The sequence below is a fragment of the Peribacillus simplex genome, assembly GCF_900156045.1.
Classification (GTDB): domain Bacteria; phylum Bacillota; class Bacilli; order Bacillales; family DSM-1321; genus Peribacillus; species Peribacillus simplex_D.
This window is the reverse complement of record NZ_FTMX01000002.1, coordinates 469,257-484,299: the sequence shown is the minus strand read 5'-3', so window position 1 is coordinate 484,299 and position 15,043 is coordinate 469,257. Positions and strand designations below refer to the sequence as shown.

Here is a 15,043-nt window from a genome sequence, read left to right as displayed (position 1 = left end):
TCTTTTGGGATCTGCTCTTTTTTTTTGAAGGAAAAAATGCAAATGCAAGGGAGATAAAATGTGTCAACCGCCTTCTTGAAATCATACGATAGTCAATAGAAGCGGAGGTGTATGGGAGATGGGAGTCATTTCAACCGATGAATGGCTGGTGAAGGATTTTAACCGCCCGTTGCAGATGATGGAAAGACTTAAAAGTACATTCAACAATAACATTGATGTGGACATGATTTATCATCATTTATTAAAGCATGGCATGTATTCGCCGAATCAAAAAACAAAACTCACATGGGAAGACTTAAAGGATAATAATGCATGGGAAAAAACACAAAGCTTGTTTACGGCTTATAAGAAGCTTTGGGGAGGTCCTGATGTTCCCATATATATTTTTCCGCTCATGTCTTCAGGGATATGGAATAAAAAAGTTGAAACGAAGTCAGGGTTGGCATTTAAAGATAAACTATTCCTTTTTTACGGCAAGGGGATGGCCGAAAAGGAGATGGAGGCCCTGTTGATTCATGAATATCATCATGTTTGCCGCCTGCATCATTTGAAAAAGGACCAAAAAGAATACACTCTCCTGGATACGATGATCATGGAAGGACTGGCGGAACGAACGGTGGGAAAATATTTAGGAACAAAATTATTAGCGAAATGGACTAAGTTATATCAGGAAGATAAACTACGGGAATTTTGGAATAAGCATTTAGAGGATAAGCACATGATAAAACGAACAGATCCTCTTCATGATGTGCTCCTCCTTGGGGCGAAAGGATATCCATATATGCTTGGATACTGTAGTGGCTATTACCTGGTGAAAAATTTTGAAAAACTCTCTGTGAAAAAATCATTCACTATCCAATCTGAAGAATTCTTATCAAAAAAGAGTTAAGATATACGTTCTTTTTTTCTTAATCTGTTTTCTAGAATAGGAATAAATTGTATGGTTCCTGCCTATACTGATTGACAAACAGAAATTTGTTTAAGTGAGGGATGAATGATGCTATATCTTCATGATGTATGGGTTAACTGGTTTGAAGGAGAAGAAAACGGCTATAATATTTGTCATTTTCATGAATGGAGGAAGGATGACGGGATCGAACTACTAGATCAAGTTCCTTTGTTGAAAGTGTCATCAACATTGTTCCACTACATAGAGAACGACTTGTCAGAATTACCTAAGCCATTGCTCAATGATGTTTATCAAAAAGCATATGCAAGGAAAAATCATGAAAGAATTCAGCTTGACTATTGTTTTATCGTGACTGACGGAAATGGGATTTTAGCTGTTGATACGATAGGTTATCATATTCCGATTAGGAAAAGCAGAATAATTCCCCGGCAGGAACAAATTGTTTATGACATGATAGAAAATCATGATGAGATGGATTACACCTTTACTGAAAAACCTACATCTGAGAAAGAATATCATATTTTGTCGCCGTCTCCCTTATTCATGAACGGTTTGACAAGAAAAGAAAGACAGCTTAAGCAATTGCTATTCATGGCCATGGACCAACTATTCACTGCGAAAAACACAGCTGAAATCCGCTATTGGTATACAGAATGGGCCCCTGAGAAATATGAAAGCATTCAAGAAATGGATTTTCAGATAGCTTGGCTTGAGTTATATGAAGAAATGAAGGAAGGCTGGTCAGAGAAGCACCTTCAACTTTGTGAAAACCTTGTGAAGGGGCAGCCCTTTTTTGAAAAGCTTTGGCAAGTGGAGGCTGGCGATAGCCCATCGATATTATGAAAAAAAGACGATCCAATGAGGATCGTCTTTTTTCTATCTCTTTCTGCCAAGTCCCATGCCATTATACATTTTTCTGATCATTTTATTGGCTTCAACATTCGCCTTTTCTGCACCGCGGTCCAGAATCTCATCCAATTCAGGTGAATCGATCAATTCATTAAAGCGTTCCTGGATTGGTAGGATTTCTCCAAGAACCACCTCAGCCAAATCACTCTTAAAGTCACCATAACCTTTACCTTCATACATCTCTTCAATTTCTGAATAGGATTTTCCACTGAAGATGGAGTATATGGACATCAGGTTGGAAACACCCGCTTTGTTTTCCTTATCATAACGGACAATTCCTTCCGAATCGGTAACTGCGCTTTTGATGTTTTTTTCGATTTGCTTCGGATCATCCAATAAGGCAATCGTCGCCTTTTTATTAGGGTCAGATTTGCTCATTTTCTTGGTTGGTTCCTGAAGGGACATGATACGGGCCCCTTCTGTAGGGAGGCTGATTTCCGGAATTTTAAAAATGTCATTATGCCTTTTATTGAACCGTTCAGCCAAATCGCGTGTCAATTCAAGATGCTGTCTTTGATCTTCCCCGACAGGAACCACATCTGTACTATAAAGGAGAATATCGGCAGCCATCAGCGGCGGGTATGTAAGCAGTGCTGCGGATACCCCTTCTTTGCCAGCGGATTTGTCTTTAAATTGCGTCATTCTCTCAAGTTCCCCAATATAGGATATACTTTGTAAAATCCAGCCTGCCTGAGCATGCGCAGGTACTTCTGATTGAATGAAGATGGTATTCTTTTCAGGATCCAGACCAATGGCCAAATATAAAGCGGCCAATGTTTTAATGTTTTTCCTTAACTTAATGCGATCTTGTGGAACAGTAATTGCATGCTGGTCAACAATACAAAAGAAACATTCATATTCATTTTGTAAGTTAACGAATTGTTTCATGGCTCCGATGTAATTTCCTAAAGTAACGGAACCGGATGGCTGAATGCCGGAGAAAATCCTTTTCAACTTCTAGTCACTCCTCTAAATGCGTTTATTGATAAATGGATATTCGCTCTTCATTATTGTAAGGATAAATATAAAATGAATCCACTTTCTTTGAAAGAAATGTGCGTGCTCCTGTGATGGGGAAAAACGCTCATTTAAATCTTGTGGAGGGCCGTTTTGTCCTGTATCGATGCCATTCTGAGAATACGAAATGTCCACTATACTGTATTTTAGCATTTATTCATATTAAATGTATAATCGAAACGGCAATCAAGCCGATAGAACGGATTTTCCGTTTCTTTTTTTTGACATGGAAGAAATGATGGGTTCAAGGAAAATCAAACCGTTTAACATATATCACAATGAGCGGACCATTTTAGGGAAGGATACTCACAAGGGAATACAGGATTATGAACGTATTCTTAAGGTTGAAACTTTGTAAGGCATTTTTTTTAATTATTTAAAAGATATAGGAGTAAAGTTAATTGTTTGTGGTATTAAAGAAAGGGGTTTATTATATTTGTTGAATATTGATGATTGATGGCGAATGGGGTGGAGAAAATGAAACCAATGTGTAAGTGGTTGATGACAGGTATGTGCATATTCCTGATTCAACAGCCAGTTCATGCGCAAGGCATGAACGAAACCAGGCAGGTAGCATTAGAAAATAAAGAATTGCCTGCGAGCGTACCGCGTTTTGTTTTTGATTCGGGGTTGAAATTCGACTATCCGGATGCTGTGCGCGGAATATATGTGACAGCACCTGCAGCGGGTGGCAATAAATTGAATGAACTTATTAAATATGTAGATGAAACCGATTTGAATGCTATGGTCATTGACATTAAGGATGACAGGGGGAACGTTACGTATAAAACTGAAGATCCCGATTCTCCATATGCTGGGATTGGTAAAGACTACATAAAAAACCCTAGGGCAATGTTGAAAAAATTTGAGGATAAAAAGATTTATCCGATTGCAAGGGTAGTCGTCTTTAAAGACTCCCTTTTGGCTAAAGAGAAGCCTGAATGGTCTTTTTTAGATGGCGAAAAGGTATGGAAGAATGGTCGAGGGGAAGCCTTCGTTAACCCATTCTTAAAAGAGGTATGGGATTATAATGTCGGTATTGCGATTGAAGCGGCAAAAATGGGATTTAAAGAAATTCAATTTGACTATGTCCGTTTTCCCGAAGGATTCGAAAATAAAGAAGATGATTTGAAATATGATGTCGGTGAATATGATGAAGCGAAAGTTAGTCATACAGCCAAAAGGGTTCAGGCAGTGACAGATTTCGTAAGCTATGCGAGGAAACAACTGGAGCCATATGGAGTGGAAGTGTCAGTGGACATTTTTGGATATGCGGCTACATTGCCTGAAGCTCCCGGAATTGGGCAAAACTTCACAAAAATCTCTGAGAATGTTGATGTAATCTCCTCGATGATCTATCCGAGTCACTGGACATCTTATTTTGGTATCGATAAGCCTGATTTGGAGCCTTATAATCTCGTTAAGGAATATGCGAAATTGGAGAACGGGAAGCTGAAGGAATTAAAAACACCACCTACTTCAAGACCTTGGCTACAAGATTTTACTGCCTCATATTTAGGTGAGGGGAATTACCAAAGGTATAGCAAGGAAGAAGTGGAAGCCCAAATAAAAGCATTGAATGATAATGGTATTGATGAATACTTATTATGGAATGCAGCAAATCGATATACAAAAGGAGTAGACTATACCCCATGAAAAAAAGGATGACCTTGGAATATTCTTCCGGTCATCCATATTCTCTCTGAATTACCGCTTTTTATTCCCGCCAACTTGACTCCACCCTGACTGAATTCGTTTCGATTGATCGAAAATATGAGAGTGACGTTTCCCGCCAAACCATTTTTCGCCGATGCCATTCGTCACAACGCCATTCACAGCTGTAATGCCAATAACGCAAGCAGCGACTAAAAAAAAGTCCAAAAAGTAACTGATCATCAAAACCCTCCTAATATTTTCAAACTATTCAAGTTCCATTGTAGTGGATAAGAAAAAATCTGGAAAGTATAAACTAGCAAAAGAGGAGATTAAATTATGAATTGGTATGAAAAGCTAAACCAGTATTTCCCTATAGAAGAGATGAAATCCAAAGAACATATAGAAGTTCTTTTAGAAGATAAGCAGGAAATATATAAAAAGGATGAAGGTCCTGACCATGTTTTATTGTATGTGGAAGGGGAAGAGTTTATATTCGTTGATTACCTTTTTGTATCAAAGAAATCAAGAGGGCAGGGACTAGGAAGGAAATTGATTCAAAAATTGCAACAAAAGCAGAAAACGATCTTGCTGGAAGTGGAACCAGTACAAGAAAATGATGATGATACATTTAAAAGGCTGAAATTTTATAAAAGGGAAGGATTCCAGCATGCCTCTTCAATTTCCTACAGCAGAAAATCGCTTGCCACCAAGGAGAATACACCTATGGAAATCCTATATTGGCCGGCAAATCCATCTGTTGATGAAGAAGACGTTTTTGACTTCATGAAAGAGATTTATTCAGAAATCCATACTTACAAAGATGATGATCTTTATGGGAAATCCTATCAAGATGTTGAGGATGTGCTAAGCTTGAATGCAGGTCAGGAAACGGATATTTTTAAAGAGGTGCAAATTTGAGAAAAAGGGCCGGTTGTTTCACCGGCCCTTTTTAATTTGACAAAAACGTGTTCCAAGAAAACAACCGGAACATTTTTTGAAAATTGAGGAAACCTGTCTTTTCTTGGAGTTTGTCGATAAAAGGAGTCTCTGAACCCCGAACCATGATTTTAAATGAAGATTTGGTTACCCCTCATGTTTAATATAGGATGAAACCCACAATAAGTTGAAGAAATTTGCGACACTCTTGGTGCCCCACAGACGCTTGCTTTGATGAAGCTTGGCAGACAGTCGGCGGAAATAGAGCGGATTTCTGAAAGCAACTGGATTGTTTACTGTAGGCAATCTGTCTTTTCTTATTGTGCATATTTTGCGGTAAGATGAATATCTATAACTTCTTGGGTGGTAGATTGCTCCCTTATCGCTGATTCATTAGAATTATCTTTTTACTTTTGGAAATATATGTGCTAAAAGAATGGTTTTTAATGTAAAAGGAGGAATTTGCATTTGATTAAAGAAAATATATTAACATGATCTTGTTTATTGAAAAAGATTGGGGGTAAATAAAAGTAACGGGTTATTTAAAAATCATGAAAGCCGTATTGAGAGTTAAATGAGAATGGTAGGTAGGTATTTTCAATTAGAAAAAGCGGTTTTAATGTATTACATAAAAAACAGAAAAAGCTATAGTACAGGCTAAACTAGAAGTTTAAAAGGATTTTTCCAAATATCAAAAAGGGTATTCATTTTAAATAAATTAGTGTATAATAAAGAAAATGAAATACTTATTTAAAATTATTTCAAATTAGAGTGGTACTTATGAATACTAATAGTAGATTTCCCCTCATAGATCACCGATTCTATATTTAGGGAGTGTGAGTAAACATGGTAACATTATATACATCACCTAGTTGTACTTCATGCAGAAAAGCAAAAGCATGGTTAGAGGAACATGAGATTGGATATAAAGAAAGAAACATTTTTTCAGAACCGTTAACGATTGATGAGATTAAAGAAATTCTTCGAATGACAGAAGACGGAACCGATGAAATCATTTCAACACGGTCAAAAACTTTCCAAAAGTTAAACGTAAATTTAGAGAGCCTGCCTCTTCAAGAATTATATAAATTGATCAAGGAGAATCCAGGTCTGTTGAGACGTCCAATTATTCTTGACGAGAAACGGCTTCAAGTTGGTTATAATGAAGATGAGATAAGACGCTTTTTACCACGTAAAGTCCGTACCTTCCAGTTACGGGAAGCACAACGTATGGTCAACTAATAAGGTCTTTCAAGCTCTGCCAGGAAATGTGCAGGGCTTTTTCTTTATACATAACGATTTTTCACTGATTTTTTTATCTTGATGAAGGGAAACATAAAAGAATCCTTAGGCGACCGCAGACGACGTTTCCGCTTGGCAGCAGGTCCCTTGAATCGGTCATCATTTAGAGAATAAATAAAGGATGCAGCTTATCATGCTGTGTATATAATAAGGCATTAATGGCAGTAAGATTAAAATTGAATCAAGCATTATGATGGTTGCATCAGGATGAATTATTTTATAGAATGAATGGAATATTAGGCAAACAATTGTTTTTTAGATAAGTAATGTTTTTTATTTCCCTTCTTCAAGGTTTTGTCATAAAATGATGTAAAATAGTCTGTTTTATTGACTATCATGATTTACAGTATTCACTTACGGGTAAAGAGCTTTTAAGAGCAATTTTCGCTTGGGGGTTATTATCCCTTCAAAATGAGAAAGGAAGGGAGAGGGGAATCATGGAAATCGAACGCATTAATGACGATACAGTTAAATTTTATATTTCCTATATAGATATTGAGGAAAGAGGCTTTGATCGCGAGGAAATTTGGTACAGCCGCGAGCGAAGTGAGGAACTTTTTTGGGAAATGATGGATGAAGTGCATCAAGAAGAAGAATTCATGATTGAAGGACCCTTATGGATTCAAGTTCAAGCCCTTGAAAAAGGCTTGGAAGTTTTGGTCACAAAAGCCCAGCTTGCCAAAGATGGTCAGAAACTCGAGCTGCCTCTTTCAGATGAAAAGTTAAGGGATTTGAATGTATCAGACAAGATGGATACGCTTCTTGATCAACATTTTCATGGTAAAGATGAAGAAAGCGGCATGACATTTGAAGATGGTATGATTGAATTCATCACGACTTTCGAGGATTTTGAAGATGTCATTTCATTAAGCAAGCGTCATGGCTTGGATGAATGGACGACAAAACTTTATGTTTATCAGAATAAATATTATCTTTATATCGAATTTTCCGAGGCGGAGATTGATGAGGAAGAAATCGATAATGTTTTAAGTCTTTTATTGGAATATAGTCAAGAGTCTCCTATAACGGTGCACATGCTTGAAGAGTACGGGAAAATAGTCATCGAAAATGATGTATTCACAACGGTCGATAAATATTTCGCATAGACTGTTGAGGCCGATTTCAGTAGAAATCGGCCTTTTCGTCCAAGAATAAATGTTTTTTGCCTTAGTATGGAGGTTTTATAAATATGCCTGTGTTTGTTAATTGGAGGTAGTCTAGGTGAAGAATATAGTTGGCGTCGGTCTGCTTATTCTCTTGTTGGTCAGTACTTGGCATTTTCTAATAAATGGCGTCGATGGCGGGCTGTTTTTTTATTCTAGCCTTATATTGACCCTTTTCTTGGTGATAGTTGGATTCAACATTTTTATGGAAAACCGAGATCCCATCCAGACTATAACATGGCTTGTTATTTTTGGAGCTTTCCCATTCATCGGTTTCATTTTTTACTTTTTGTTTGGCCGTAATTTTCGGAAAGAGAGAATATTTCGCAAGAAGTACTTTTTGGACAAACAGAGGTTCGTGAAAATAAGCGTCGAATCGGATTATAATGAACGAATTAAGGCAATGGGCGAGAACCCTCAGCAGTTAATCACTCTTGCAAATAGGCTAGGGAATAGCCCTATTTCATTTCAGACTGAAACGCGGGTTTTAAGGAATGGTGAAGAGACATTTTCCAATATCATCGAAGAATTAAAAAAAGCCAGACATCATATTCATTTAGAATATTATATTGTTAGGGATGACCGCATTGGCGGACTGTTAAAAGACATCTTGATACAAAAAGTAAAAGAAGGGGTAGAGGTCCGATTTCTCTATGATGCGGTTGGTTCTTGGAAATTAGCGCGCTCTTATATCGATGAACTGAAGGATGCGGGAGCCGAAATGGTGGCCTTTGGTCCGTTGCATCTCCCTTTATTAAATAATAAATTCAACTTTCGTAACCATCGTAAAATAATTGTGATAGATGGCTCTGTCGGTTTCATCGGCGGTCTCAATATTGGGGATGAATATTTGGGACAAGATCGGAAGTTCGGTTCTTGGCGGGATACGCACCTTATCATAAAGGGGGAAGCGGTCAGGACTTTACAGCTCATATTTTTGCAGGATTGGTATTATAGCACCAATAATAGTTTTTTAAGTGATGAATATCTCATGGCCGGACTGCCGAATCATCACGGGCATGGCGGAATTCAATTGATTGGCGGCGGGCCTGATAGTGAGTGGGCGATCATAAAAAGCATTTTTTTTAAGATGATCACTTCAGCAGAAAAGTCCGTCTGGATAGCTTCCCCGTATTTCATTCCTGATGACGATATCTTACAAGCATTGAAGGTGGCCGCTTTAAGTGGTTTGGATGTCAGGCTGCTCGTCCCGAAGAACCCCGATAAACGTATCGTATTTCATGCTTCGAGAACTTATTTTCCCGAATTGCTTGCTTCCGGAGCTCGTATATTCCAATATAATGAAGGCTTCATGCATAGTAAAATCATCATCGTGGATGACCAACTGGCATCAATTGGGACAACCAATATGGATATGAGAAGCTTTCACCTGAATTTCGAAGTCAATGCTTTTCTCTACCGGACGGAAAGTACTCAGCAGCTGGTGAATGATTTTTTGGAAGATATAAAGGTATCCCAAGAAGTGGAGATTGATGCGTTTTCCAAACGGAATTTCGGTTTGAAAGTTTTGGAGTCCACTTGCCGATTGCTTTCGCCCCTTCTTTAGGTACTTTCTCTTATGCCGATCAGGCATTTTTTTTTTACGGATTAAAAGGAATCCTAAGCGAAGCAGGCGAATGTAGTGGATGAGGAGGAGATGTATGCTAACTGCGATAAAGAAGGATGGGACATGGATTACCCTCCCTGAAAAGATGTCGGCAAACGTGATTGATGAATGGAGAAAGTCAGCAGAATATTACTGTCCATGCTGCAAGGTGGAAATGACCATCAAAGCGGGAAAAGTCAGGATCCCGCATTTCGCCCATAAAAATAGTTCGTCATGCCGTGCTTCTTCAGAACCGGAATCCGCCTATCATTTAATGGGAAAAAGAAAATTGTTTCAGTGGTTTTTATCACATGGTTTTCAAGTGGATCTAGAAGCCTACCTTCCCGAAATTAAGAAAAGGGCTGATATTTTAGCTGTGATAGGAGGTAATCGCTACGCAATAGAATTCCAATGCTCAGTTATTACCGAGGTTGAATTCATGGAAAGGACAAAAGCCTATCAAAGCATAGGCATCAAGCCAATTTGGATACTCGCTGCAAAAAGCTTGAAAAGGAAAAGTTTGTATGAATTCAGTTTATCCCGCTTCCACTGGCTCTTCGTCACCGGCAGCTTCCATCATCCTTTCCTTTGGATGTATTGCCCGGAAACCGATCATTTATCAGTATTGAAGAACCTCACTCCTTTTACCCCCAGAACCGTCTTTGCCGAATTGACAACAGCTTCTTTAAAGCTCCTTCCCCCTAGTCGGGCATTGCCCCAAAACTGCTTTCGATTCCCTTTTCTGCCTGTATGGAGATATAAACGAAATGGCTGGTCCCTCCATCGAGTGAAAACAGCACGGAGATGCGACCCTTTTTTCGAAGGGCTATATTTACATCATATTTCACCTGCGACACTTCCAATTGAAGTGGGTGTTCCGGTCAGGGGGATGCTGTTGATCGAAACTGCCCCGATCGAATGGCAGGCATGGTTATACATGGATGTGTTTCATGAGAAAAGAACAGGGGAAAAGATTTCTATCGCTGATATTGTCCATGTTTTTAGAAAGCGTTCAAAAAAAGGGGAAATAAAGTTCAGACCGTTGCCATTGCTTCATGAAAAACCCATCGAGTATCCTGTAGGTCAATATATCATGCTTTTGGAGCAATTTGGTTATCTATCAAAGCTGAAAGAAGGGGTTTTTATAGTTGAAAGGGAATTTACCCTTCCCTTCACCAGTGATCAAGCTCAAATTTTGGAAAAAAGTTTCTATGATAAGCATAAATTGATGATGGAAAAGAGGAATATCCAGTATAATCAGTGATAACATCTCTATTTATCTTGAATTCAGATGAAAGGGCAGGATTATTTTTGTTAATGGAGAAATAGTAATAAGAACTGGGAATTAAGAAAACTTTAAGAAAGAATGAACGCCGAATGAAGTATTGCAGCGTTCGATCCGGTTTAACGAGTCAGCCCGATGGCAAGTTTCTATAAGATGGGGAGGAATTTTTTTATGGCACAGGAAACAAAAGCGAATACATTACCTTCAAGAAGTGAAATAGCTCCTGAAGATACTTGGAGACTGGAAGATATCTTCGCAACCGAGGAAGATTGGGAAGCTGCCTTCAAAGCGGTAAAAGAAGACCTCAAGAAAGCGGAGGCACATAAAGGGACGTTGGGAGAAAGCGCAGAAAGATTATTTGCGGCCCTTCAACTCCAAGATGAGGTATTCGAGAAGCTAGGGAAAGTTTATTCTTATTCACATATGCGCAATGATCAAGATACAACCAATCCTTTTTATCAAGGGATGGAGGATCGGGCAAAAGCTTTATACGCCCAGGCAGCGGCTGCGTTTTCATATATGGTTCCTGAACTATTGAGTATTGATGAAAACAAAGTGGAAGGGTTTTTGGAAGAAAAAGAAGATCTGAAATTATACAAACATTCTTTAGAGGAAATTAATCTTCAGAGACCCCATATCTTATCTGCAGAGCAGGAAGAATTATTGGCGCAAGCATCAGAGGTACTTGATGCATCGGGCAATACTTTCGGTATGCTTAACAATGCCGATTTGAAATTCCCGACAATCAAGGATGAAGAGGGAAATGAAGTGGAAATTACTCACGGAAGGTATATCAGTTTTCTTGAGAGTGAAGATCGCCGTGTACGTGAGGAGGCATTTAAAGGGGTATACAGCAAGTATGGAGAGTTCCGTAATACATTTGCTTCAACCCTGTCAGGTGAAGTGAAAAACCACAACTTCAATGCCACGGTTAGAAAATATGATTCAGCACGCCAAGCGGCGTTAAGTAATAATAACATTCCGGAGACCGTATATGATAATCTCGTTAAAACGGTCAATGACAACTTGCCATTACTGCACCGTTATCTTGATTTACGTAAAAAAGTACTGCAATTAGATGAACTTCATATGTATGATCTATTCACCCCTCTTGTTAAAGAAGTGAAGATGGAAGTGACATATGACCAGGCCAAGGATTATGTCCTTAAAGGTCTTGCTCCGCTTGGGGAGGACTATTTGAACGTTTTGAAAGAGGGATTTGAAAACCGTTGGGTCGATGTGCATGAAAACAAAGGGAAACGAAGCGGTGCCTATTCTTCTGGTACATATGGGACGAATCCTTATATTTTAATGAACTGGCAAAATAACGTCAATAACTTATTCACGCTCGTTCATGAGTTTGGGCATTCGGTCCATAGCTACTATACACGTAAATATCAGCCATATCCATACGGAAATTATTCCATATTTGTAGCGGAAGTTGCATCGACTTGTAATGAAAACCTGTTGAACGATTATTTACTGAATTCAATCAAAGATGAAAAGAAACGCATCTATTTATTGAATCATTACCTGGAAGGTTTCCGCGGCACATTGTTCCGGCAAACGATGTTTGCAGAGTTTGAACATACGATTCATTTAAAAGCTCAAAATGGGGAAGCGTTGACAGCGGATATGCTTACTAAGGAATATTATGAGCTGAACAAGAAATACTTTGGAGAGAACGTGACCATTGATGAAGAAATCGGTTTGGAATGGGCGCGTATTCCACACTTCTACTATAATTACTATGTTTATCAATATGCAACAGGAATCAGTGCAGCAACTGCATTGAGCAAGCAAATCCTTGAAGAAGGAGAGCCTGCTGTCAAAAGGTATCTGGAGTTCTTGAAGTCAGGAAGTTCCGATTATCCGATTGAAGTGCTCAAAAAGGCTGGCGTCGATATGACAAAAGCCGAACCTGTACAAGAAGCCATGAATGTATTCGAAGAAAAATTAAATGAGTTGGAAGAGCTTTTGAATAAATAGGATGTGAAAAGGACCCGAGCATTTCGGGTCCTTTTTAACTTATATGAATGTCCGTCATAATCCTTTAAAACGATTTCTCTGATTTAAGCTATGAAGAATTATGAAGAAAACAAAAAATAAAATAGGGGAGGTAAAATACAGAGGAATGAGGTTCATGATACCGAGCAGCTGGACAAATAGCGACCCTATCAAGAGTATGAGTAGAATAAAGCCTTTCAATTTGGTCACCTCCAACCTGGCAGCAGTAAAAGCTCTTCTGCGCTTTATTAGATAGTATGTTTTAAAATAAGCAGTATTCTAAGAATATGACAATAATGTGAAGTTGCGCACAAAGTTCTTGCAATTAAGGCATATAATCTGCTATAGTACAGATATAGAAGTTATCACATCCCAAACATATACCCCTTTGTTTGTTCGTCGTGAAATTTCTCCTATCCCCTTATTCGTATAAATAGATGAAAACCCCAGCAAATTTCGTGATTTGACGGGGTTTTTCATTTGCATGAAAAGTAAAAGGAACAAAATGATGCCGGTTGTAACAAAGGTTGTACGAAAGATTAGGAAATAAAAATAAATGATTTAATATTTTTTGTGATACATTTCACAATTAGATTCTTTCCCATGCTTATCAGATTTCAAAAACACTTATGGATTTAAATAAAAAGGTGCTCTTATTTAGCTATATATACCAGAAACGTAAGCGAAAAATGAAAAATATATATTGTGAACAATTTGTGAAATGTTACACATATAGTTGAAACATAACTAGGTTATCTGTTATATTATTTATTGTGAAGTGAATCACAAACAAACTTATACCCCTTTGTTTGATCGTGAAAAATTTCTCCCATCCCCTTATTTTCTTATAAAAAAAACCATGCTATCTTTTGATTTGCATGGTTTTTCCTTTTCATATATAACAAAAAAGCAGTCAAATTCATGACTGCTTCTTTGTATATCTCCAAAACGTTCCGTATTTAGCAGGAATTTTCTCTGCCAACTGTTTTAAAACAAGCTTTTTCATTTCCAACTCGACGTTATTCTTATTCATATTATAAACCGTTTCAATTTCCTTTGTGGCCACTAGTTTGAAACAGCGTAAAAATTCTTCGAGAGAGGGGGGTTTTGCAGGGGCAGGAAGACCATTGAGCATATCTTCTAAAATTTGAACATATACCTCGTAAGAATAGACACCTGAAACTTTTATTCCCTCTTCTTCAATATTTTGATTGAAAAAGACAAGGGAAGGTATTTCAGTCACTTCCATTTCGCTTGTGATTTTCATGTCACATTGAAAGCCTTTGGCTGCACTGGAAGAATTGATGTCATAAAGGAATTCCTCCACATCCAATCCAACCATTTTGGCACATTCGGTCAAGACATCGATATTGGATATATCCTTTTTTCCTATAAATACATATTCTTGAAGCTGCCTTAAAAAGCGAATGGCCAATTTACGCCCCTGCAATTCAGCTGCTTTTATTGCGATGGAAGCTGTATATGGAGAAGAGATTGGGTTTTCAGACCAAAGGCTCCCGTCGCAGGACATTCCCGAGCGGCTGGCTGTCTTTTCCCAAACTTGAGCAATGTTTTCATAATTTTTATTTTTCCCCATATTAAGAGAATCGATCTTACCGCTTAAAACATGGCGTAAACTGAACAATTGGCCATATTCCATCTGTAATTTCCTAATAATTGGTTCTAAGCCCCAACATTCGGGACAAAGCGGATCAACAAAAACATAAATTTCAATTGGCTTTTTTCCTATATCATAGCAATGCTGCGTCTTGATCCAATCGGAAATATTGAAAACTGGTTTTTGTGCGCTCAACTGTCTTCTCCTTTCCCGTCAGTTCCGGATGTATTGATCATATGCTGTGCCGTCAAATAGAGGCGGTGATAGAAAAACTCCCTAATCTCACCCTCAAGGCCAACTTCGTCCATAGCTAGATACATGCATGAGAGCCATGCTTTCGCACGTTCTGGTGTAATTTCAAAAGGTATATGTCGAGCCCGCAACATAGGATGGCCATGCTCTTCGGTATATAAAGAGGGACCGCCTAAATATTGAGTCATAAATTGTTTTTGCTTACGGACCGTTTCAGTTAAATCGTCAGGGAATATTGGCTTCAGATCCGGGTGCTGACTAACGTTGGAGTAAAACACATCAATTAATTTGTGTAATTGCCCTTCTCCAATCAATTCATATGGTGTAGGGTTCCCTTGCATCATGTTGATTACTCCTTTTAAAGAAAGATGGTTGATATTTA

At 38.3% G+C, this 15,043-nt stretch carries 13 protein-coding genes; 9 read left to right on the top strand and 4 right to left on the bottom strand.

The features are described from left to right. Nucleotides 1-118: 118 nt before the first annotated feature. Together BW986_RS08920 and BW986_RS08915 are read left to right on the top strand one after the other, a co-directional pair. On the top strand, nt 119-889 hold the full coding sequence (locus BW986_RS08920; protein WP_076367128.1) for a DUF2268 domain-containing putative Zn-dependent protease: 771 nt from the start codon (nt 119-121) through the stop codon (nt 887-889). A 108-nt stretch (nt 890-997) separates the two neighbouring features. After that, nucleotides 998-1,753 carry a YjbA family protein gene (locus tag BW986_RS08915; RefSeq protein WP_034314514.1) on the top strand — a complete coding sequence of 252 codons (756 nt, stop codon included), beginning with the start codon at nt 998-1,000 and terminating at the stop codon, nt 1,751-1,753. A gap of 33 nt (nt 1,754-1,786) precedes the next feature. Here BW986_RS08915 and trpS read toward each other — a convergent pair whose 3' ends face one another. Continuing rightward, nucleotides 1,787-2,773 carry a tryptophan--tRNA ligase gene (trpS, locus tag BW986_RS08910; RefSeq protein ID WP_076367126.1) on the bottom strand — a complete coding sequence of 329 codons (987 nt, stop codon included), beginning with the start codon at nt 2,771-2,773 and terminating at the stop codon, nt 1,787-1,789. Between the two features lie 573 nt (nt 2,774-3,346). Between trpS and BW986_RS08905 the strand changes: the two genes are divergently transcribed. After that, on the top strand, nt 3,347-4,492 hold the full coding sequence (locus tag BW986_RS08905; RefSeq protein WP_076367963.1) for a putative glycoside hydrolase: 1,146 nt from the start codon (nt 3,347-3,349) through the stop codon (nt 4,490-4,492). Between the two features lie 51 nt (nt 4,493-4,543). Here BW986_RS08905 and BW986_RS08900 read toward each other — a convergent pair whose 3' ends face one another. Beyond that, nucleotides 4,544-4,732 (bottom strand): hypothetical protein, encoded by a 189-nt coding sequence (locus BW986_RS08900; protein WP_034314508.1) that lies wholly within the window; start codon nt 4,730-4,732, stop codon nt 4,544-4,546. A gap of 96 nt (nt 4,733-4,828) precedes the next feature. Between BW986_RS08900 and BW986_RS08895 the strand changes: the two genes are divergently transcribed. The 6 genes from BW986_RS08895 (at nt 4,829) to pepF (ending at nt 12,773) form a co-directional block, all read left to right on the top strand. After that, entirely contained in the window at nt 4,829-5,410 is a 582-nt protein-coding gene (locus BW986_RS08895) for a GNAT family N-acetyltransferase (protein ID WP_076367124.1), read from the top strand. A gap of 864 nt (nt 5,411-6,274) precedes the next feature. Further along, the gene (gene spxA, locus BW986_RS08890) at nt 6,275-6,670 is read left to right on the top strand and encodes a transcriptional regulator SpxA (protein WP_034314502.1); all 396 of its coding nucleotides are present in this window, start codon (nt 6,275-6,277) and stop codon (nt 6,668-6,670) included. Between the two features lie 497 nt (nt 6,671-7,167). Continuing rightward, nucleotides 7,168-7,836 (top strand): adaptor protein MecA, encoded by a 669-nt coding sequence (gene mecA / locus BW986_RS08885; protein WP_076367122.1) that lies wholly within the window; start codon nt 7,168-7,170, stop codon nt 7,834-7,836. 115 nt (nt 7,837-7,951) lie between these two features. Beyond that, a complete protein-coding gene (cls, locus tag BW986_RS08880) occupies nt 7,952-9,460 on the top strand; it encodes a cardiolipin synthase (protein WP_076367120.1) in 1,509 nt (502 codons plus the stop codon). Between the two features lie 94 nt (nt 9,461-9,554). Further along, nucleotides 9,555-10,763 carry a competence protein CoiA gene (locus BW986_RS08875; RefSeq protein WP_076367118.1) on the top strand — a complete coding sequence of 403 codons (1,209 nt, stop codon included), beginning with the start codon at nt 9,555-9,557 and terminating at the stop codon, nt 10,761-10,763. Between the two features lie 192 nt (nt 10,764-10,955). Then, nucleotides 10,956-12,773, top strand: coding sequence for an oligoendopeptidase F (pepF, locus tag BW986_RS08870; RefSeq protein WP_076367116.1), 1,818 nt, complete (start codon nt 10,956-10,958; stop codon nt 12,771-12,773). 937 nt (nt 12,774-13,710) lie between these two features. On the opposite strand, the gene BW986_RS08860 is transcribed toward pepF, so the two are convergent. Both BW986_RS08860 and BW986_RS08855 read right to left on the bottom strand, forming a co-directional pair. Then, complete coding sequence (locus BW986_RS08860) at nt 13,711-14,604, bottom strand: ClpXP adapter SpxH family protein (RefSeq protein ID WP_076367111.1); 894 nt, start codon at nt 14,602-14,604, stop codon at nt 13,711-13,713. Further along, nucleotides 14,601-15,005 (bottom strand): globin domain-containing protein, encoded by a 405-nt coding sequence (locus BW986_RS08855; protein ID WP_076367109.1) that lies wholly within the window; start codon nt 15,003-15,005, stop codon nt 14,601-14,603. The genes BW986_RS08860 and BW986_RS08855 overlap by 4 nt, the downstream gene beginning before the upstream one ends. Nucleotides 15,006-15,043: the final 38 nt, after the last annotated feature.